This window comes from Listeria immobilis, from assembly GCF_014322765.1.
Taxonomy (GTDB): Bacteria; Bacillota; Bacilli; order Lactobacillales; family Listeriaceae; genus Listeria; species Listeria immobilis.
The window spans coordinates 1-19,714 of record NZ_JAASTZ010000026.1 but is presented as its reverse complement, the minus strand read 5'-3'; the positions used below and the strand labels follow the sequence as shown (position 1 = coordinate 19,714).

At 37.7% G+C, this 19,714-nt stretch carries 19 protein-coding genes and 3 pseudogenes; 9 read left to right on the top strand and 13 right to left on the bottom strand.

Going from position 1 to position 19,714, the window contains the following annotated elements:
- Window positions 1-11: 11 nt before the first annotated feature.
- The 6 genes and pseudogenes from HCJ50_RS14870 to HCJ50_RS15935 all read right to left on the bottom strand — a co-directional run.
- Window positions 12-293 (bottom strand): PTS sugar transporter subunit IIB, encoded by a 282-nt coding sequence (locus HCJ50_RS14870; protein ID WP_003749772.1) that lies wholly within the window; start codon window positions 291-293, stop codon window positions 12-14.
- Between the two features lie 55 nt (window positions 294-348).
- The gene (locus HCJ50_RS14865; protein ID WP_185348622.1) at window positions 349-813 is read right to left on the bottom strand and encodes a PTS sugar transporter subunit IIA; all 465 of its coding nucleotides are present in this window, start codon (window positions 811-813) and stop codon (window positions 349-351) included.
- A 33-nt stretch (window positions 814-846) separates the two neighbouring features.
- Window positions 847-2,916, bottom strand: a complete 2,070-nt coding sequence (locus tag HCJ50_RS14860; RefSeq protein ID WP_185348624.1) for a BglG family transcription antiterminator — start codon at window positions 2,914-2,916, stop codon at window positions 847-849.
- A gap of 368 nt (window positions 2,917-3,284) precedes the next feature.
- A complete protein-coding gene (locus HCJ50_RS14855) occupies window positions 3,285-4,097 on the bottom strand; it encodes a putative ABC transporter permease (protein WP_185348626.1) in 813 nt (270 codons plus the stop codon).
- A gap of 110 nt (window positions 4,098-4,207) precedes the next feature.
- Window positions 4,208-4,327, bottom strand: a pseudogene (locus HCJ50_RS16125) (MmcQ/YjbR family DNA-binding protein); the annotation flags it as partial.
- A 32-nt stretch (window positions 4,328-4,359) separates the two neighbouring features.
- A pseudogene (locus tag HCJ50_RS15935) lies at window positions 4,360-4,632 on the bottom strand (DUF6597 domain-containing transcriptional factor); the annotation flags it as partial.
- A 117-nt stretch (window positions 4,633-4,749) separates the two neighbouring features.
- Here HCJ50_RS15935 and HCJ50_RS14840 point away from each other — a divergent pair.
- The 6 genes from HCJ50_RS14840 to HCJ50_RS14815 all read left to right on the top strand — a co-directional run bounded on the left by HCJ50_RS14840 (window position 4,750) and on the right by HCJ50_RS14815 (window position 8,592).
- The gene (locus HCJ50_RS14840; protein ID WP_185348628.1) at window positions 4,750-5,220 is read left to right on the top strand and encodes a universal stress protein; all 471 of its coding nucleotides are present in this window, start codon (window positions 4,750-4,752) and stop codon (window positions 5,218-5,220) included.
- Between the two features lie 45 nt (window positions 5,221-5,265).
- Entirely contained in the window at window positions 5,266-5,727 is a 462-nt protein-coding gene (rpiB, locus tag HCJ50_RS14835; RefSeq protein WP_185348630.1) for a ribose 5-phosphate isomerase B, read from the top strand.
- 208 nt (window positions 5,728-5,935) lie between these two features.
- Window positions 5,936-6,589: a CPBP family intramembrane glutamic endopeptidase gene (locus tag HCJ50_RS14830; RefSeq protein ID WP_185348631.1), complete on the top strand. Its 654-nt coding sequence runs from the start codon at window positions 5,936-5,938 to the stop codon at window positions 6,587-6,589.
- Window positions 6,590-6,710: 121 nt separating this feature from the next.
- Window positions 6,711-6,971, top strand: a complete 261-nt coding sequence (locus HCJ50_RS14825) for a YolD-like family protein (protein WP_260443069.1) — start codon at window positions 6,711-6,713, stop codon at window positions 6,969-6,971.
- A 5-nt stretch (window positions 6,972-6,976) separates the two neighbouring features.
- The gene (locus HCJ50_RS15930) at window positions 6,977-7,324 is read left to right on the top strand and encodes a hypothetical protein (protein WP_260443070.1); all 348 of its coding nucleotides are present in this window, start codon (window positions 6,977-6,979) and stop codon (window positions 7,322-7,324) included.
- A complete protein-coding gene (locus HCJ50_RS14815; protein ID WP_185348632.1) occupies window positions 7,312-8,592 on the top strand; it encodes a Y-family DNA polymerase in 1,281 nt (426 codons plus the stop codon). The genes HCJ50_RS15930 and HCJ50_RS14815 overlap by 13 nt, the downstream gene beginning before the upstream one ends.
- On the opposite strand, the gene HCJ50_RS14810 is transcribed toward HCJ50_RS14815, so the two are convergent.
- From HCJ50_RS14810 to HCJ50_RS14780, 7 genes and pseudogenes are all read right to left on the bottom strand, one after another.
- Window positions 8,593-9,405, bottom strand: a complete 813-nt coding sequence (locus tag HCJ50_RS14810) for an alpha/beta fold hydrolase (RefSeq protein WP_185348633.1) — start codon at window positions 9,403-9,405, stop codon at window positions 8,593-8,595.
- Window positions 9,406-9,441: 36 nt separating this feature from the next.
- Window positions 9,442-10,137, bottom strand: coding sequence for a response regulator (locus HCJ50_RS14805; RefSeq protein ID WP_185348634.1), 696 nt, complete (start codon window positions 10,135-10,137; stop codon window positions 9,442-9,444).
- A pseudogene (locus HCJ50_RS14800) lies at window positions 10,134-12,826 on the bottom strand (DUF4118 domain-containing protein). Before HCJ50_RS14800 ends, HCJ50_RS14805 begins: the two are co-directional and overlap by 4 nt.
- Before the next feature lie 19 nt (window positions 12,827-12,845).
- Window positions 12,846-13,418, bottom strand: coding sequence for a potassium-transporting ATPase subunit C (locus HCJ50_RS14795; protein ID WP_185348636.1), 573 nt, complete (start codon window positions 13,416-13,418; stop codon window positions 12,846-12,848).
- A 16-nt stretch (window positions 13,419-13,434) separates the two neighbouring features.
- Entirely contained in the window at window positions 13,435-15,480 is a 2,046-nt protein-coding gene (gene kdpB / locus HCJ50_RS14790; protein WP_185348637.1) for a potassium-transporting ATPase subunit KdpB, read from the bottom strand.
- Window positions 15,481-15,491: 11 nt separating this feature from the next.
- Entirely contained in the window at window positions 15,492-17,177 is a 1,686-nt protein-coding gene (gene kdpA, locus HCJ50_RS14785; protein WP_185348639.1) for a potassium-transporting ATPase subunit KdpA, read from the bottom strand.
- Window positions 17,174-17,263, bottom strand: a complete 90-nt coding sequence (locus HCJ50_RS14780) for a potassium-transporting ATPase subunit F (protein WP_185348641.1) — start codon at window positions 17,261-17,263, stop codon at window positions 17,174-17,176. The genes kdpA and HCJ50_RS14780 overlap by 4 nt, the downstream gene beginning before the upstream one ends.
- A 254-nt stretch (window positions 17,264-17,517) precedes the next feature.
- Between HCJ50_RS14780 and HCJ50_RS14775 the strand changes: the two genes are divergently transcribed.
- The 3 genes from HCJ50_RS14775 to HCJ50_RS14765 all read left to right on the top strand — a co-directional run bounded on the left by HCJ50_RS14775 (window position 17,518) and on the right by HCJ50_RS14765 (window position 19,606).
- On the top strand, window positions 17,518-17,823 hold the full coding sequence (locus tag HCJ50_RS14775; RefSeq protein ID WP_185348643.1) for a PTS sugar transporter subunit IIB: 306 nt from the start codon (window positions 17,518-17,520) through the stop codon (window positions 17,821-17,823).
- 136 nt (window positions 17,824-17,959) lie between these two features.
- A complete protein-coding gene (locus HCJ50_RS14770) occupies window positions 17,960-19,267 on the top strand; it encodes a PTS sugar transporter subunit IIC (RefSeq protein WP_185348644.1) in 1,308 nt (435 codons plus the stop codon).
- A 36-nt stretch (window positions 19,268-19,303) separates the two neighbouring features.
- A complete protein-coding gene (locus HCJ50_RS14765) occupies window positions 19,304-19,606 on the top strand; it encodes a PTS lactose/cellobiose transporter subunit IIA (protein WP_003722042.1) in 303 nt (100 codons plus the stop codon).
- The last annotated feature ends 108 nt before the right edge of the window (window positions 19,607-19,714 follow it).

The following is a 19,714-nucleotide window of genomic DNA, read 5'->3' as shown; positions in this document are numbered from 1 at the left end:
TTGCTCTCCCTTTATTTAAGGTGCGCAAGTATTTCTTCGTCAAGTTCTTCCATACCCATACCAGTGATATAGGAAGTTGCAATAATAGCTGGGATTTTGTAAGTAGTTGGTAAAATAGTCGTTGATACGATTAAATCTGCTCCGTCTTGCATAGATGCTGCTTCAGAAATTTTGATTTGTTTTACTTCTGCATCGACATTATGTTCTTTCACCAAACGTTCTACCCGATCCGTTACTACTGTTGATGTTGCAATCCCTGCTCCACAAGCTACCAAAATTTTAAATTGTCCCATGATAAATTCCTCCTAATTAATTGCTGCGACTTTTCGCGGCTAATTTTTCTGTTTTTTAAACGGCAATCGTTTCCAAAATTTGTTTTATTTCTGCTTCATCTTTCGCTCTAAGTAATGCGGCTACATTGTCTTTATCTTGAATCGTCCCCATCAATTGCTGAAGTACCGCGAGCTGGCTGTGAGGTTCATTTAGTCCCAATACGAAAATTAAATTCGCTTCAACCGTTTGTCCAGCATCTTCCATTAATTTAAATGGAATGCCATCTTTCACAGTGATTACGGCGATAAATTGTTCCGTAACGCATTCTGGATCCGTATGCGGTAATGCCACGCCGTATCCATCTAATTTTAGCCCCGTTGGAAAGGTTTGTTCGCGGTCTGCAAGTCTTGTTAAAAAGTCATCAGTCACATATCCTTCTGACTTCCCACTTTCTGCAACCATTTGGAATAGGTCCTCTTGTTTCTTGATATCCGATTGAACCCAAACCATTCCTTTTTTCAAAAATTGTACTAAATCCATTACGAAATCCTCCTGTAATTCTTTCTGACTTCTCTACATTGTCTTTTTTGTTTCCAAGTCCGTGAAGTTTTTTATTATTTGATGCATTTCTTTTGTGTTCCCAGCATTGGCGAGCTTTTTAAGTTCTTTCTTGTTTTCCGATAATTCCATCAATTGTAGCAAGGCTGTAAAGTGAGCATTTTTATCAACAGCTGCAATGACGACGATAAAATGTAAGTTTTTACCACCTTCTACCGGCAAGCCTTCTTCTAGATAAAGCATGCTCATTCCAAGACTGTTCACTCCTTTTTCCGTTTCAGCATGAGGGATAGCTATGGCATTACGGAGAATGATGTTCATAGTCGGCGCTGGGTATTGCCGTTTCATTTCTTCCACATAAGTCTTTTCTATTACTCCTGCTGAGAGTAACGGTAAAGCCGCATGATAAATTGCTTCATGCCAGTTTTCTACCGATTTCTTACGTGTAATGTGTGTTACTTCAAGTAAATCTACAAGAGAACTGTTACCTGAATGTTTGGTTGCATTTTCTTCTGGTATTGGCATTAAATATTCTGCTAACACTTTTTCAAGACGAGTTGCATCTTTAATATCAGCGAATTTTGAAATAGTTTTCATTAATTGATCAACGCTAATATTCATCTCATCTACTAAATAAACCGACCGCATCACACGGCGTCTTAGCTCCAAACGTTCTTTTCCATCCATTAACTGGTTAATTAGGAAAAATTTCTTATCCGTTGAAAGCGGCACGGCAGAAAATACAATGTCATACCCTACTTTAGTTTGTTCAAATTCCCGAATCGACATCGCTTGGTAGAAAAATATTTCTGGAAAAAGACTGCGTAATGTTTTCTCCATTAATCTCGAAATTGATAATCCATTCGGACAAACTACTACTGCTTTTAATCTTGTTTGTAGCTTTTCAGTAGATTCGATTAAATGCCCTCCAATGAAAAGGGTAATAAAAATACTTTCATTTTCTGGAACTTTACTACCAATAAAACGTTCTAAAGGTACAAGCGACTCTTTCACGATGTAATGCACGGCTTGGAATTCTTGATCAATCTTGTCTAAAATACTGTAATCAGTTGTAAGATGATACTTAATTCGATAATACGCAGGTTTAATATGTGCAAATAATTTTTCAAGTAATGATTCTTTGTCTACTAGTTGAATACAAGCCTTCTTTTCAAATTCGCTTAGAACTTGTTCCAGCGCCAGCCTTAATTTATGTGTTTCTTCTGATTTCAGATATTGCTTTGGTAACACATTGGATGTTAATAGTTGCAATGTGATGTACATTCGCTCTGCTTCTGGCATATTCGGCTCTTCTTCAATAAAAATCTCTGCTGCTCCGTATTCTCGAGTATCTGACAATTCATTGTAGTCAATCAGGAAAGATGTCGTAATCGTTTGCCCTTTCTTCATTCGCCGAAAAACAGCTTCCAGAATATAAGGCAATATTTGCATTTTATTGTCAATAAAATGCAAATTTAAGTGATGTTCTACTTGCTCCAATTTTTCGCGAAGCTCTTTTATTCTAGCTTCCTCCACTTGCATAAAATCTTGTAAATACTCTTCTCCACCAAAACTCTCTATAATGTGTTCTGCCGCATAAATGAGTGCAGTTCGCTGATTCCACTCGTCTCCATCAATCAAATAACCACGCATTCGTGAATATTTCACTTCTAGATTAAATTTATCAAGCGTTTTTTGTACCAGCTTCAAATCTCGTAATACGGTATTCTTGCTCACCTCCAACTCGCTGATAAAGTGATTAAGAGATAGTTCTTCACTTCCTGTTGTTAGCATGAGAATGATAAGACTGGCACGTTCTTTCTCTGATGGAATGTACCAATCCGTTTTTTCGCCATCTTCCTCACCAATAATTTGAAACAGGTCAGGCTCTACAATAAATCGACCATTTGCAGCGCGATGAATTTTTGGATAGGTCTGTTCTTCTAGCCAATTATTGATTTTTTGAAAACTATAGTCGACTTGTCTTCGAGTTAAACTGAATTTCGTTTGTAAGTTTGTACTCGATATGTCAGGATGTCGTAATAGCTCTTTTAAAAGTGAATTACTTCTCTCATCCAAATACATGTGAGTTCCCTCCTGTTCGTTTTAATTATAAATCTATTTTCGTTAAAAATGTACACGCTTTCATCCCAATAACTTGCGAAAAGAATGTACATCATTGGGCTTTACTTGTGATGTTTTTAACAACTTTCTGATTTAAAAATGTTTACTTATTACCTTTATTACTTGTCGTGTAAGGGATGAGGGATATTTTTCCTTCAGAGATAAAATCTGATTTGAAACAAAAATGAGAATGAAGTTGCGAAGTTTTGCGAGGGCACTTTCTTCTTTATCATACAAAAAATACTTGCTGCCTTCTATATGTTTTGTAAAAAAGTCCACAAAAATATGGTGCAAATGACAAAAAATGCCATTTGCACCATACTTGATTATTATTTTCTTTTTTGTTTATCTACTCTTAGTAAACTTTTGTTAAAATTATTAAATAATACTCCATGTTTTACTTTCATCTTTGGGAAAGATTTTAACATCCTTCGTTCATTAAATTTAAGTTTTCGCATACTATCAGCAAGTTCTATATCTTTCTTTCGTTTTGCCTCTATTTCAGCAATTTTCATATCGACATTTTCTTGCTTTTTCAAAAGACCTTCTTCAAATTCTTTTGCCCGTTCTTTTACACTTCCCTTTAGTTCGTTTGCTTGTGCAGTTAGTTTTTCATTAAACTCGGCAAGTGCTTTTTGGAAAGATAGCATGCTTGTTACGGATTTAATTGTATCGAATAACATAATAACAACGATAAGTGCTGGAATAATCCAGCCACCCCAGCTCAAAACCCAATCAGCAAATTCGGTGATAAGTGGATGCAAGAATCGAACAACTATAATACACGCGATTCCCCAAAAAATCGAAATTGGTAAACAAATCCGCCCTTTTACATTTAATGGCCAATTATGGTAATCCCACCAAGTTGTGTGAAAAAGCGCCTCTAAAACGGTAGCTGTTATGTACTCAATAACTGTACAAATAATCATCGAAAAAATAAATAAGGCCCATATATTATTTTGAAATGGTAAAATCAGCATTAAAACTGCTGTTACTCCAAATCCGTAAATCGGGCAATACGGTCCATAAAGAAAACCGCGGTACACTAATTTCTTTTCTGAAATCGAACAAAAAACTTCTTCCCAGGCCCAGCCAAGCACAGAATAAATGAAGAAGTATAGGATAAATATATTTATATCCATATTCTCATCTCCTTTTGTGGTTAATTTCACAATGCTTTTTTATTATAACAGAAATAGAAACCTTTCCCACTATTACTAGTCAAAAAGTTTCTAATTTAGCTTGCTTATATTTAGCTTGCTTCTGTATAGGCATGCTTGATTAGCGCACGAATAAGTTCTTTATCCTGTTCCTTTTCTAATAAGACTGAAATCCAAATGCGTTTATTCATATAATATCCTGGAATAATAGCTATTCTGTTTTTCCAGCAGCACATTTTAATGTTAAATCTGAACTATTTTCTTCAATAGATTCAAAAGCGGTGTTACTTACACCAACAAAAGTGGCATCTATTACATTTCCTGTTTTATTATTAATTGTAAAAATAATGTTTGCACACAAATCGGGGATAACTAAATTATTTCCCGGGAAATTACTTTCTTCTGCTTCCCAAAAACAACAAATATAGTTAGTAAGTGGAACGCTCGGTAAGTATTCTTTATAGCCAGCACGCATTGGTGTAGCTACAATAGGTCGAAACATTGTTAGCTTTGCCATCAAGAATCCCTCTCTTTTTTATCATAATACCACAATTTTTTCTCTTTAAGCATGCTTCTTTCTTTTAATTGTGGGTATTAAATACTAAGGGGAAAACTTTTGAGAGGGTGATACAAAATGACTACTTACAAACGCATTCTTGTTGGTGTTGATGGATCGAACGAGTCTGAAGCTGCTCTAAGACGGGCGGTTCAATTCGCAAAAATGGACGGAGCCACACTTGGTATTGGCTTTGTTGCTGATGTACGTCGCATTGCACCATTGATTGATTACGAACAAACCTATGCCAAAAAAGCGAAGGCATATGGGGAAGAATTGGTGGAAATGTACAAGAAAGAGGCTGAAAAAGCTGGTGTTCCGCATGTAGAAATTTTTGTTCACTTTGGAACGCCAAAAAGTACTTTGAATAAAAAGATTACCCGTAATTTTGAACCAGATTTAATTTTAGTTGGTGCTACTGGCCTCTCCTCTACAGAACAATTTATTCTTGGTAGTGTTTCTGAATATACAGCAGCTCACGCACCTTGTGATGTTATTATTGTTCATGCAAAACCATGGCGCAAAAGAAAAGCTGTCGAAAAACTCTAATTCATGTATAATAAAGGTATTGAATATACGGCAGGAGGAGAAAAAATGACAGTTAGTACCGTTGCCATTGCTTCAGACCATGGCGGAATTGAGTTACGTAAAAGTATTATTTCTTACCTTGAAAGTGTTGGAATTAGTTATGAAGAGTTTGGTCCAGAAACGCCTGAATCAGTTGACTATCCTGAGTTAGCAATTACTGTCAGCGAAAAAGTCATTAATAAGGAAGTGGATCGTGGCATTTTAGTTTGTGGTACAGGAATTGGTATGAGTATCGCTGCCAATAAAGTGAAAGGCATTCGTTGCGCTCTTGTTGGAGATACTTTTAGTGCCCATGCAACACGTGAACATAATGATACCAATGTAATCGCACTTGGAGCTAGAGTTATCGGACCTGGCCTTGCAGAGGATATTATCAAAATTTGGTTAGAAACAGCATACGAAGGTGGCAGACACGCTAATCGAATTGGACAGATTACTGCGTATGAAGATAGTCACGACTTATACTAAGAGATCAAGTAAATGCTACTTTATGACATTCCACAGCATTTATGAAAACGACATAAATAATTAATATATTGCGAGAGAAAACGGAATTTCGTTTTCTCTTTTTCTTTAAATACTAATTCTTTATAATGAGCTTAATTGCGAGATTACGAGCGTTGTAACAGAAAAAAATCACATTTAACAGATTCTAAAAATCGGATGGTGAATTTGATTGTATAAATATCAAAAAGCATTGATAATCACGCCAATCGCAATTGTTATATTAATGATTCCGATAGTTTTATTTTTGACGGGGACATTTGGAACGACGATTGGTTATATTGCCCTAAACTTGGTGTATTGGCTGGTATTCTGTATACCTTGTATCGCTTATGTTGTCAAAAAAAGCGGATTTAACATTCAACAGTTTTATACCACAAACAATCTTAATAATAAAAAATGCAACCTAATCTATAATCTACTTGCATTTTTACCAGTTATAGCAACAGGATTTATCGTATTTATTCCAATTATTGGGGTTGCGCCTTTGATGACATTCTTCATTGCCGCTTTGTATGCGCTTATAAATGGTAGCATAGAAGAATTATTTTGGAGAGGCTTATATTCCCAGTTCTTTGATAAAATAGGCTGGGCATATATCTTTCCCACCATACTCTTTTCCCTTTGGCATATTGCGATTGCCCTAGCAAAAGGAATGATTTGGCATGGCGGTATATTGACTTTAGTTATGGGTGCAGCTTTTATGGGTGTTTTGTGGGGATTTATTGCATTTAAAACGAAAAACATTAGATATACGACTATTGCTCATATTCTTACAAATTTTTTCGCCTTTAGCGGTATGATATATGATAATTGGTTTGTTTAAATATAGGAATAATTTATCTTTTGCTATAAAAAAATGATAAAAAAGACACATTGCCAATAAGAACATATGTTTGTATAATATACACAAACATATGTTCTTATTATTTTTTGGAGGTATAGCCATGGAAACGATGTTAATTGGGAAAAAGTATTATGAGAGGGTCAACCAGCCTATTATTACAAATGAGCGCTGGGAGGAATATTTAACATTAATACACGACTCCATAGATAATGATTATTCTCTACGATTTACCACATATGCTGGTGGTTATGAACATCATGTTTCGGGCAAATGCTATTTATTTAATATAGCACTAAAAACAGTTCTAGTTTCTGGGATTATTGTAAGAGATTCAGAAATAATCTCGATTGAAAGGTTGTGATTTTTATGACCTACAAAGATAGAGGAATTAAAAAATGGCAAGGATTTTTCTTAAGTGAACATAGTGAGCAAATGGAACAACAACAAGCACAATCTCTATTAAAATGGCGGGAACCAATGACACCTGATTGTATTGAACACGTGCTAAGTAATGCGATTTCTCATCAATCTATGCTAGTTATCCAGCAGAAACCACTAGATGCAGATGCTTTTCCAGAGCCAGATATTGTCGGCCGAGTTGCCGGAGTGGATGATGGCACTGTTTTTATCCAATCAGCTTCAGAAGTTATCGCTATCCCCTTTTCAAATATTTTACATGTAGAAGAACGGACAATTGACAAATGGTACAGGTAGAAGATTACTCTCATGCACCAAGAAAAGATATTTTATGTGTTGATGTGAAGTCCTTTTTTGCCAGTGTAGAATGCGTTAAGCGTGGACTAAACCCTTTAAAAGCAAAATTAGTAGTGATGAGTAATGCGGACCGAGCAGGCGGTTTAGTCCTAGCTGCCAGTCCGATGATGAAAAAAATACACCGAATAAAAACTGGCTCTAGGATGTATGAACTGCCTACTTGGGACAAGGAAATCATTATTGCACCACCACGTATGAAGCTATATTTAAAAGTAAATGCCATGATTCAAGCTATCTTTTTACGCTATGTTCCTAAAGAATATTTCCTACCTTATTCAATTGATGAAGCTTTTCTAGATGTAACTGGGTCTCATGCACTATTTGGTACAACACAAGAAATTGTCTATAAAATCCAACGAGATATTTTAGAAGAATTGCGTCTTTATGTTACGATTGGCATTGGCGACAACCCGCTCCTCGCCAAGCTCGCACTCGATAATGTTGCAAAAGATCGAGCGGACGGAATAGCTGAGTGGCGCTATGAAGATGTTCCAGAAACTATTTGGAAAATAAGGCATTTAGAAGATGTTTGTGGAATTGGACACCGCACCGCCTTACGTCTTCAAAAAATGGGGATTTTCACTATGTATCAGCTTAGCCAAACTCCACCAACCATCTTAAAAAACAAGATGGGAATTATAGGAGAACAGCTTTACTATCACGCTCACGGAATTGACTATAGTTTTTTAAATGAAAAATACGTCCCAGCAAACACAAGTTATGGAAAAAGCCAAATTCTCGAAAAAGACTATCATGTTTCCGCAGAAGTAGAAATTATTATTCGTGAAATGGTAAGCGAAGTGGCGATGCGTTTGCGACAAAATCATGTTGATACTTCTGTCATTCATTTGAGCATTGGCTATAGTAAATACAGTATAAAAAAAGGATTTAGCCATCAAGCTAAAATCCCTCCTACTAATAGTAGTCACGCGCTTATTCCTTATTTCCTACAACTGTTCCAGCGTTACGATGAACATGAACCAGTGCGTTCCATTACCATTTCATGTGGCAAAATATCTTTAAAAACCGGTCTACAGCTTAATTTATTTGAAGATGCTACGCTGACACTAAACCAAGAGCAGTTAGAAGTAACGGTTGATAAAATTCGCGCACGTTACGGTTTTAAATCGCTTATGCACGCAAGTAGTCTGTTGGCGAGCGCAACTGGAATAAAACGTTCAGAAATGGTTGGTGGACATAAAGGATAGCTATTCAGGCTTTACCCGAAATAAAAATTCGCGCACCATCGTTGTAAAAATTTCTGGTTGTTCAATTTGTAAATTATGTCCAGCAAAATCAAGAATTGCGAAAGAAGCATGTGGATATTTTTCAAGCAAAGAAAGCCCATCCGCATATCCAACATGATCATCTTGCCGCCCAAAGAAGAATAACGCCGGCACATCAAGGGAAATATTTGCATCTGGATCAAAGCTCAGCGAATAATTTGCTGCCAACTGGTCTAAAAATTCCCCGTCGGCGTTAATCATTCCAGCCATTACTTCTGCTAAAAAACGATTCCAATTTCTAGCAGTTAAAATAACCCCACTTTTTGAGAAGTATGCCTGATCCTCCTTAGATAGCGACTGAACAAATGGCGTGTCCTGATACATCACTTTTTGTTCTGGAATAGTTCTTTTTTCCTTTTCTGGATAAATAACCGGACAAATAAGCAAGACGCCAAGTATTCTATCCGGCATTTTGGCAGCAATTCCACGGGACAAATAACCACCATAAGATTCTCCAGCAAGTAAAAATGACTCCCCTGGAATCACGGCTTCAATAAACTCCAACAAAAGTGAAAGTACCTCATCTGCGTTTTGAATAGAGTCGTAATTCTCGGTTTTTCCCATTCCTGGTAAGTCTAAGTAAATCCGTGAAAAAGGACTTTTCTCATCAAATACAGGCTCCATGCAACCAATCATCAATTGTGAATCAGGCGAAAAACCATGAATCATAATTATTGGAATGCCCTCACCATATTTTTCATAATAAACGTCTACGCTACGGATTGTTTTATGCATATTTCTCCTCCTTGCGTTTTCTTTTATCATACCATATTATTCTTCTGCCATCCGGTAACCAACCCCCACTTCTGTCAAAATATAGGCTGGTTCGGCTGGGTTTTTTTCGATTTTACGACGGATATTACTCATATTCACTCGCAGTGCTTGATTTTCACTTGAATAAGGTCCCCAAATTTCCCGAATTATAAAGTCATGAGTAAGTACTTTTCCTGCATGACGCGCTAAGAGTAGTAGGATTTTATATTCAATCGGCGTAAAGTGGATCTCCGTGTCATCCATTTTAACAAGACGGCGACTATCATCAATAGAAAGGTTTTGAATGCGAATTATATGGTCGTTTAGCGATTCTTTATTACTAGATTGAATATGTCTAAGTGCAGTTCGAATTCGCGCCAATAGTTCAGATGTGCCAAATGGTTTAGTAATATAATCGTCCGCACCAAGGTCTAGCGCCGCCACTTTTTCCCGTTCATGATCACGAGCAGACACTACAATAATCGGAACTCTAGACCAAACACGAATAGCTCGAAGTACATCTAATCCCTCCATATCAGGTAAACCAAGGTCTAATAAAATAACATCTGGTGAATGGCTCGCTGTCTGTTCAAGCGCTTCTTTTCCATTGACTGCTTTAATCACCGCATAGTCACTAGCAGTCAATACAGCAGAGATAAAATTGCTAATGCCTTCTTCATCCTCAACAATCAACACAAGTCGCTTACTGTTCATTTTTCCTCTCCTCCGTCAGTGGTAAAGTAAACCAGAATGTCGCTCCACCACCGAGTTTATTATTTTTAGCTTCTAGTGTGCCTTCATGCGCTCGAATAATTGACATACAAATTGATAAGCCAAGTCCTAGCCCGCGTGACATGTCCGAACGTTCACGAGCTTCGACTGCAAATGTATCAAACAATTCCGGTAAACGATTGGCATCTATACCTACACCATTATCTCGCACGCTAAAAATCGCTGTTTCTCTTGTTTTCACTACATCTACCCAAACTTCCGCTTTATCTCCTGCATGTCGTAGGGCATTTTCCATTAAGTTAATTAAAACTTGCTCAATCAGTGTGCCATCCATAGGTACCATTAGCAATTCATTAGGTACTTTTACATGGATTATCCGATTAGAAAAACGTTTTTTAATTCTCCCAACCGCTTCACCGATAATTTCTTCTACAGCTTCTGGCTCTCGTTTTAAACTCACCAAACCTTCACTAATTCGAGTAACGGAAAGTAAATTTTCAACCATTCTAATTAACCAACCAGCATCATCTTTAATGCCTCTGATTAAATTTTGTTGGGTTTCCTTGTCTAAGTCTGCCTCTTTAGCAAGTAGCGCTGAACTAGCACCTATTATTCCAGTTAATGGTGTTCGTAAGTCATGAGAAATCGCTCGAAGCAAATTACTTCTCATTTTTTCTTTGGCAGATTCAATAATGATTTGGCGTTGTTCTTCCGATAAATATTGCCGTTCTAGAGCAAGAGCTACTTGAGAACTAATCATCCGTAAGAAAATTCGGTTGTCTTGTGTGGGTGCTCCATCTTCTGCTGAACAAGAAATACCAATCACTCCAAGTACCTTTCCTTGCGACATTACAGGCATATAATAGCCAAATGCTCCCATAAGTGTATCTGTTCCTGCTCCTGCTCTTTTTTTATTTTTAAAAACCCAGTGGGCAACTGCTTCTTCATCTGAATTTAAGAGTTTGCTCGCATCTTCCTTGCCTTCTGCTTGGACAAAAATCCCTTTCTTACTTTTAGCTGGATCCGTTGAATAAAAAATAACTGATCGATTAAATAAATGCAAAATATATTCATTAGTTAAATCAATAATTCCCTTTAGATTTCGTGTTACCAAAAGGCGCTTATTGATTTCATACAGTACTTCCGTTCGACGTTCTCGTTCTGCCGCCAAACTTGCTTGCGTTTTTATTCGCACTGTTAAAGCACTTGTAATTAATGCAACTATCAGCATAATGCCGAATGTTACTGGATAACCAGCTTGAATTGTATTAAAAGTATAAAGCGGTGATGTGAAAAAGAAATTAAATAGCATCACACCAATAATTGAGCCTAGCACACCGTATACATAACCACTTGTCACTCGGGAAATAACTAATACAGATAAAATATATACCATAATAACATTCTGATCCCCGATGCCAAATTCACTTAGTCCAATACATATCGCTGTTGCTAGACTGAGTAGTAAAACCATTTTTGCCATATCATGCCAGGAAAGAAAATTTTTAAAGCGTATTTTCATTCGTCGTTTTTTTGTTTGTGGATTGCTAGAAGGAATAATGTGCATATCTACGTTATCAAGATGTGTAATAAGTTGGTCTTCAAAATCATCTTCAAACAAAGAGCGCAGCCCCATACGACGTCGCGATTTACCAACTACAATATTCGTTACACCAGCCAGACGTGCGTATTCAGCCACGGTTTCCGCAATATCATGACCTGCAAGCGTAACAATCTCAGCCCCAAGTCGTTCAGCCAATTCCATTGTTTCACGGAGACACTTTTTCTCTTCTTTTGACATATAATCGTTTTCTTCGTTTTCGATATATAACGCTGTCCATGGTGCTCTAAAAGCTTCGGCAGTCCGAGCAGTCCAGCGAATAAGTTTAGCAGAAGAAGGAGACGTTCCAATACAAACTAACCATTTAGTACTTGCTCGTTTTTCTGGATAAATTCCCGTTTGATTATACTCATGGCTAATTCGGTCAGCCGCTTTCCGCATCGCGATTTCACGTAGTAATTTTAAATTTTCTCTTGTGAAAAAATTTTGCATTGCAGTTAGGGCTCGTTCTGGTTGATAAATTTTACCTTGTTCCAACCGTTTTAAAAGTTCATCTGGTTCAATATCAATTAATTTTACACGATCAGACTCATCAAAAACATAATCTGGAATGGTTTCACGGACTGCAACTTTGGTAATGCCTTCCACAATATCATTTAAGCTTTCGATGTGCTGTACGTTCACAGTAGTATATACATCAATACCTGCTTGGAGAAGCTCTTCCACATCTTGAAAACGTTTTTTATTGCGCACTCCTTCTGCATTAGTGTGCGCAAGTTCATCCACCAAAATTAGTTCTGGCTTTCGTTTCAACGCCTCGTCCAAATCAAATTCTTTTAGCGCAATATTTTTATGGTTAACCGTTTTTGGCGGAATTACTGGGATTCCTTCTAACATTTTAATTGTTTCTTCTCTCGCATGCGGCTCAATATAACCAGCTACTACATCCACACCCGCAAGAAGCTGATCTTTTGCGTCATTTAGCATCGCATAAGTCTTCCCAACACCTGCCGCAAACCCAAAATATATTTTTAATTTCCCAGTGGAAGAATCTGTTTCTTCTTGTAAATTCACCAGGAGCGCATCCGGACTTGGACGATTTGTCTCCATATTTTTCACCTCCAACTAATTACATTTTCAAACCGTCTAATGCTAAATTAACTTGTAGTACATTGACAGTCGGCTCACCCCAAAACCCTAATAATCGTTCACTCGTATGTTCATCAATTATTTCTTTTACTTTTTTAGTTGAAATACCGCGAACTCTGGAAATCCGGTCCACTTGGTAGGCAGCTGCTTCTTTAGAAATATCTGGATCTACACCACTTCCAGAAGCTGTTACAAGATCCATTGGAATAACACGATTGTTAGTTGGATCGAGTTTATGCCACCAAGCAATTCGCTGCTCTACTAATTTCTTTTGTTCCTCACCGGTTGGATTTTGGTTTGTTGCTGCTCCATCATTCGGCGCCCGTCCAATCAAGTATTCCGGCTGCGAAAATGTTTGACCAATTTCCTTAGAACCATATTTCGCTGTTTGACCATTCGCTAACTTCTCTTCTATTATACTGCCATTTGCTTTATCATGGAAAGCCGCACCTGCAATAATCGTTACAACACCTGGATAAATGACGCCACACACCAATGTCAAAAGTAAAAAAGCAACAACTGCAGGCTTCCAAATTTGCATAAATCTTTTCATACTTTCTCCCCTCCTACTATACAATTCCTAAAACAGTTAATAACATATCTATTAATTTAATCGCAATAAAAGGTGCAATCAAACCACCCAGCCCATAAATTAACATATTTCGGCTAAGCAATTTCCCAGCAGGCATTTCTCGATATTTTACTCCTTTTAAAGATAATGGAATTAAAACGATAATTATTACCGCATTATATATAATCGCGGATAAAATCGCACTAGTTGGACTCGTTAAATTCATAAGATTAAGTGCATCAAGTTCTGGGAATATCCCGTAAAAAAGGACTGGTATTATCGCGAAATATTTTGCTAAATCGTTGGCAACACTAAACGTAGTCAGCGCTCCCCTAGTCATTAAAAGTTGTTTACCGATTCGGACGATATCAATTAACTTTGTTGGGCTAGAATCAAGATCCACCATATTCCCAGCTTCTTTTGCTGCTTGCGTTCCTGTATTCATAGCAACCGCCACATCTGCTTGTGCAAGAGCAGGCGCATCATTAGTTCCATCACCCGTCATCGCAACTAAATGACCTTCACGTTGATATTTACGAATTAGCTCTAATTTTGCTTCTGGAGTTGCTTCTGCGAGAAAGTCATCTACCCCTGCTTCAGCTGCAATTGCGGCTGCAGTCATTGGGTTATCTCCTGTAATCATAATTGTTTTAATACCCATTTTCCGCAAATCAAGAAAACGTTCTTTTACACCGTTTTTTACAATATCTTTTAAATAAATGACGCCAAGTACTTTATTATTTCGAACAACAACCAGTGGAGTCCCGCCCGCACTAGCTATCTTGCTTACAATTTCATCACATTCTTTTGGATACGTTCCACCATTTGCTGTTACATAAGTACGTACTGCATCCGCCGCACCTTTTCGAATGGTATTTTCTTGGTAGTCAATTCCGCTCATTCGTGTAGCAGCAGTAAATGGAACAAATTCTGCATGCATTTCAGCAAAATCTCGTCCGCGAATATCAAATCGTTCCTTCGCTAATACAACAATACTTCGCCCTTCCGCCGTTTCATCTGCAATGGACGAAAGCTGGGCTGCATCTGCTAATTCTTGTTCTGTTACATCTGTGACTGGCAAAAACTCACTGGCTTTTCGATTGCCAAGTGTAATAGTTCCTGTTTTATCTAATAAAAGGACATCTACATCACCTGCTGCTTCAATAGCTCGACCACTCATCGCAAGGACGTTCGCTTGGTTTAAACGACTCATACCAGCAATTCCGATTGATGAAAGTAATGCTCCAATTGTAGTTGGCGCTAAACAAACAAGTAATGCTATCACATTTGTAATTGAAATTGCTGATCCTGAACCTGCCTGCTTACTTGAAAAATCTGTAAAAGGTAATAAAGTGGCAGAAACCGCTAGAAAAATAATGGAAAGTGTCACCAGTAAAATTTGTAAGGCAATCTCATTTGGTGTCTTTTTCCGTGAAGCTCCTTCTACCATTGCAATCATTTTATCTAAGAAACTTTCTCCTGAAACAGCTGTTACTCGAATAACTAACCAATCTGAAACTAGCGTTGTTCCACCAGTAACAGCACTCCGGTCACCACCAGACTCACGAATTACTGGTGCAGATTCTCCAGTTATCGCACTTTCATCCACCGAAGCTGCTCCTTCAATAACTTCTCCATCCATTGGTATTTGCTCATTCGCTAGCACATATACAATATCGCCTTTTTTTAAATCATTTGAAGCTATTTCGATAACATCCGTTTTATCTTCTATTTTCTTTAATTTCCGAGCCAATACGGCTTTCCGCGCCATTTTCAGACTATCCGCTTGTGCCCGACCACGCCCTTCCGCAATCGCTTCTGCAAAATTCGCAAATAAAACTGTAAACCACAAAATTAATGCTATTGCTAATGTATAACCAGATTTTTCATCTGAAATCCCAAAAAAACCAAGGAAATAAAGCGCCGTTGCTAAAATAGCTCCTACATAAACAAGTAACATCACGGGATTTTTCACTTGCAACTTTGGAGATAATTTTTTCGCCGACTGAATTAGTGCGTCTTTCCAAATATCTTTTTCCATCATTTCTATTCACCTCATTTGAAAGTTGTAAAAAAGTCCGCAATTGGTCCAAGTGCAAGTGCCGGCAAGAAACTAAGCGCCCCAACTAACATAACTACACCAATTAAAAGACCAATAAACATCCCATTTTTTGTCGACAATGTCCCACTGCTAGCTGCAACCGGACTTTTCCCTGCCATATTTTGAGCTAAATAAAGCGCCGCAATTAATGGAATAAAACGGCTAAGAAGCATCATTATTGCACCAACTATATTTGTAAATGTCGTGTCTGCTGAAAAACCGCCAAAAGCACTACCATTATTATTTCCCATGGAAGTAAATGCATAGAGGACTTCAGAGAATCCATGCGCCCCACTAGCTGAAACAGAAGCTTGTACACTAGGCATCATCACTGCTACCGCTGTGCCAAATAAAGTTAACAGTGGTGGAACCAAAATAAGCAAACAAACCATTTTCATGTCAGATGGTTCAATTTTCTTTCCTAAATATTCTGGGGTTCGACCAACTAATAATCCAGCTATAAACACTGTCAAAATAATAAAAGCAATCATTCCATACAGCCCACTACCAACACCACCAAAAATGACTTCTCCAAGCTGCATAAAGAACATTGGAACTAAACCACCGAGCGGAGTCAAACTATCATGCATCGCGTTCACGGAACCATTAGAAGCAGCCGTTGTGGAAGCAGCAAATAATGCAGAACTTCCAACACCAAATCGCACTTCCTTCCCTTCCATGTTTCCAGAAGTGGCAACACCTTGATAACTAGGACCAGCAAATTGTTCTGAAACAGTAATCGCTAGTAAGCCGAGAACAAAAACAATCAGCATGGCCGACATAATGGCTCTACCTTGTTTACTATCTTTTACAGCTCGACCAAACATCACAATTAGCGCCACTGGAATAAGTAATATCGAAAGCATTTCCAATAAATTAGTAAAGCTCGATGGATTTTCAAATGGAAATGCCGAATTCGCACCAAAAAATCCACCACCGTTTGTTCCAAGCTGTTTAATCGCAATTTGGCTTGCTGCTGGTCCAAGTGGAATTAATTGTTTAGCACCATTTTCAAGCGTTTCTACTACAGAATAACTAGCAAATGATTGAACCACACCTTGTGATACTAAAACAAGCGCTAAAATAAGCGATAGCGGTAATAATATATAAAGCGTTACTCTAAATAAATCTTGCCAAAAATTACCTACCGTTTTCTCTTTCTTCCATATAAAGCCGCGAATAACTGCAAATAAAACGGCAATCCCTGTCGCTGCTGAAACAAAATTTTGTACAGTTAAACCAACAGACTGAGAGAAATAGGATAAAGCCGTTTCACCAGAATAAGCTTGCCAGTTCGTATTAGAAACAAAACTCGCCGCCGTATTAAACGCCAAACTAAAACTAAGCCCATCCATACCTTCAGGATTTAACGGCAAAAATCCTTGCAACATCAAAATGGCCATTATAAATAAAAATCCAATAGCACTAAAAGCAAGAACCGAAAGAGCATAACGTTTTGCAGACATCCCTGCACCATTAACTCCCATCAAGCGATAGCCTAGACGTTCTACTGGTTCAAGTACTTTTGATAAAAACACCTTTTGACCAATCATTACTTTATACATATAAATCCCAAGAGGTACCGCTAAAATTAGCAGTAAAACTAAGAAGAACACATCTTGCATTACTATATACTTCATAGATTTTCACCTCGAAATAACACATAAAATAAATATACCAACAGACCCAAACCAATTATTCCAGCGATAACTAGAACAATACCCATTTTTAGTTCACCCTCTCCAAGTACTCTTTTCAACCTTAATCCTAACAACATTTGTATAAAGACAGTGTTAAGATTCTAACCGCACGCATAAAGATTCCGTTAATAAATTAATGTGTGTAGAAATTACACACATTAAAATTCAATGTGTAAGCAATCTACGAAATGAAAACCCTTTTATAGCCCCATTTAAAGTTGGCACAGTACTTGCATATATACTAAGTGTTAAAAGAATTATTTGAAGGAGGAATTTAATCATGAAAACAATCATGCTAGTATGTTCAGCAGGTATGTCTACCAGCTTATTAGTTACCAAAATGGAAAAAGCAGCAGAAGAGAGAGGTTTAGAAGCAAAAATCTTTGCAGTGGCCGAAGCAGAAGCAGCTAACCATTTAGACGAAATTGATGTTTTACTACTTGGACCTCAAGTACGTTTCTTAGAAGGAAACATGAAGAAAAAATTGGAGCCAAAAGGTATTCCGTTAGCTGTTATTAACAGTGTTGACTACGGAATGATGAAAGGCGACAAAGTTTTAGATCAAGCATTAGATTTAATGAAGTAAAAAGAGGGTAATTACAGCTAACTAGCTGAGAATTATAAAAAAATGAAGAGGAATAGTATTAACGTCAAGATTTAGAATTTATGTGTTCATCTTAACCGACGTTATTACTTTTACCTCAAAAAAGGAGAATAAAAAAATGAATGGTTTTATCGCTTTTATGGAGAAATACTTCATTCCCTATGCAGCCAAAATTGGTGGGCAACGTCATTTAGTCGCAATTCGTGATGGTTTCATCACAACTATGCCTCTAATGATTCTAGGGTCTTTCGCCGTATTAATTAACAACTTCCCAATTCCAGCATACCAAAAATTCATGAATAACTTATTTGGTGAAGGAACTTGGCAAGCATTCGGTCAAAACGTTTGGAACGGTACTTTTGCTATCTTAGCATTACTCATCGCTTTCACTGTAGCTTACAACTTAGCTAAATCATATGACAAAGATGCTCTATCCTCTGGTGTAGTATCTGTTGCTTCTTTCTTCACTATTGGCGCAATCGCTCCTGGTGCAGATGGTGTACCAAATACTGGTGGCCTTGGATCAACTGGTCTTTTCTTAGCTTTAATTATCGCAATTCTTTCTACAGAAATTTTCACTCGTTTGAGTGGCAGCCCGAAACTAATTATCAATATGCCTGACGGTGTTCCACCAGCAGTATCTCGTTCATTCGCAGCTTTATTCCCTGCAATGATTACTGTATCTATCTTTGGTCTTATCACTGCGTTCTTCCAAGCAGCAGGTGTAAGTAACCTAGTTATTTCTTTCTACGAATTAGTACAGGAACCGTTCATGGGTCTTGCGAACTCCTTGCCAGCAGCACTTCTATTGGCATTCATTTCTGCATTCCTTTGGTTCTTCGGTTTGCACGGTGCGAACATTATCGACCCATTCATGCAAACAATTAACATTCCAGCTATTGAAGCTAACGTAAAAGCATTAGAAGCAGGAAAAGAATTACCTTACATCGTTAACAAACCTTTCTTTGACTCTTTCGTCAACTTAGGCGGAACTGGGGCGACTATCGGTTTAATCATTGCTATCTTTATCGTAGCTCGTAAACATAAAGCGTACATGACAGTTTCTAAATTGTCTGCAGCGCCAGGTCTTTTCAACATTAACGAACCAATGATGTTTGGTCTTCCAATCGTCTTGAATCCAATTATGTTCATTCCGTACATCTTGGCACCACTTGTACTTGTAACTGTAGCTTATATTGCAACAGCTATTGGTTGGGTACCAGCTTGTACTATCGTAACTCCTTGGACTACACCACCAATTATCGGTGGAGCACTTGCAACACAAAGTATCGCTGGTGGCGTACTTGCAGCTGTAAACTTAGGATTATCTATTCTAATCTTCCTTCCATTCGCGAAAATTGCTCAAATCCAAGAGCTACGTCGTGAAAAAGAAGCACTTGCTGCTGAAGGCGTTACTGCAGAATAATTTTTAAAAACCAAATCTTTAAGGACGTGTGTACAGATGGATTTAGAACAAACAATTATGAGCTTGATCGTGTTCGGTGGTAATGCCAAAAGTGACGCTATGTTAGCAATTGATTCCGCTAAAAAAGGCGATTTTGCTCAAGCAGACGAACAAATCGCCCAAGCCGAGCAAGCACTACTTGAAGCGCATCATTCTCAAACAAAACTTATACAAGGTGAAGCACGTGGCGAAAAAACAGAAGTATCCCTTCTACTCGTTCACGCACAAGATCACTTAATGAATGCAATTACTTTCAAAGATTTAGCGAAAGAAATTGTTGATCTGTATAAGAATAAATAAAACCAAAAAGACCAGCCGTCGTTATTCTGACTGTAGTGAGACCCAAAAGTTAGACCAAATGCCGACCAGAGAAATCTGGTTGGTATTTTTTATGCGGTCATCTGTTCG

What these genes read in the sequence shown, in the direction of transcription:
- HCJ50_RS14870 (WP_003749772.1), bottom strand. Translation starts at nt 293, where the DNA reads ATGGGACAATTTAAAATTTTGGTAGCTTGTGGAGCAGGGATTGCAACA.
- HCJ50_RS14865 (WP_185348622.1), bottom strand. Translation starts at nt 813, where the DNA reads ATGGATTTAGTACAATTTTTGAAAAAAGGAATGGTTTGGGTTCAATCG.
- HCJ50_RS14860 (WP_185348624.1), bottom strand. Translation starts at nt 2,916, where the DNA reads ATGTATTTGGATGAGAGAAGTAATTCACTTTTAAAAGAGCTATTACGA.
- HCJ50_RS14855 (WP_185348626.1), bottom strand. Translation starts at nt 4,097, where the DNA reads ATGGATATAAATATATTTATCCTATACTTCTTCATTTATTCTGTGCTT.
- HCJ50_RS14840 (WP_185348628.1), top strand. Translation starts at nt 4,750, where the DNA reads ATGACTACTTACAAACGCATTCTTGTTGGTGTTGATGGATCGAACGAG.
- rpiB (WP_185348630.1), top strand. Translation starts at nt 5,266, where the DNA reads ATGACAGTTAGTACCGTTGCCATTGCTTCAGACCATGGCGGAATTGAG.
- HCJ50_RS14825 (WP_260443069.1), top strand. Translation starts at nt 6,711, where the DNA reads ATGGAAACGATGTTAATTGGGAAAAAGTATTATGAGAGGGTCAACCAG.
- HCJ50_RS15930 (WP_260443070.1), top strand. Translation starts at nt 6,977, where the DNA reads ATGACCTACAAAGATAGAGGAATTAAAAAATGGCAAGGATTTTTCTTA.
- HCJ50_RS14815 (WP_185348632.1), top strand. Translation starts at nt 7,312, where the DNA reads ATGGTACAGGTAGAAGATTACTCTCATGCACCAAGAAAAGATATTTTA.
- HCJ50_RS14810 (WP_185348633.1), bottom strand. Translation starts at nt 9,405, where the DNA reads ATGCATAAAACAATCCGTAGCGTAGACGTTTATTATGAAAAATATGGT.
- HCJ50_RS14805 (WP_185348634.1), bottom strand. Translation starts at nt 10,137, where the DNA reads ATGAACAGTAAGCGACTTGTGTTGATTGTTGAGGATGAAGAAGGCATT.
- HCJ50_RS14795 (WP_185348636.1), bottom strand. Translation starts at nt 13,418, where the DNA reads ATGAAAAGATTTATGCAAATTTGGAAGCCTGCAGTTGTTGCTTTTTTA.
- kdpB (WP_185348637.1), bottom strand. Translation starts at nt 15,480, where the DNA reads ATGATGGAAAAAGATATTTGGAAAGACGCACTAATTCAGTCGGCGAAA.
- kdpA (WP_185348639.1), bottom strand. Translation starts at nt 17,177, where the DNA reads ATGAAGTATATAGTAATGCAAGATGTGTTCTTCTTAGTTTTACTGCTA.
- HCJ50_RS14780 (WP_185348641.1), bottom strand. Translation starts at nt 17,263, where the DNA reads ATGGGTATTGTTCTAGTTATCGCTGGAATAATTGGTTTGGGTCTGTTG.
- HCJ50_RS14775 (WP_185348643.1), top strand. Translation starts at nt 17,518, where the DNA reads ATGAAAACAATCATGCTAGTATGTTCAGCAGGTATGTCTACCAGCTTA.
- HCJ50_RS14770 (WP_185348644.1), top strand. Translation starts at nt 17,960, where the DNA reads ATGAATGGTTTTATCGCTTTTATGGAGAAATACTTCATTCCCTATGCA.
- HCJ50_RS14765 (WP_003722042.1), top strand. Translation starts at nt 19,304, where the DNA reads ATGGATTTAGAACAAACAATTATGAGCTTGATCGTGTTCGGTGGTAAT.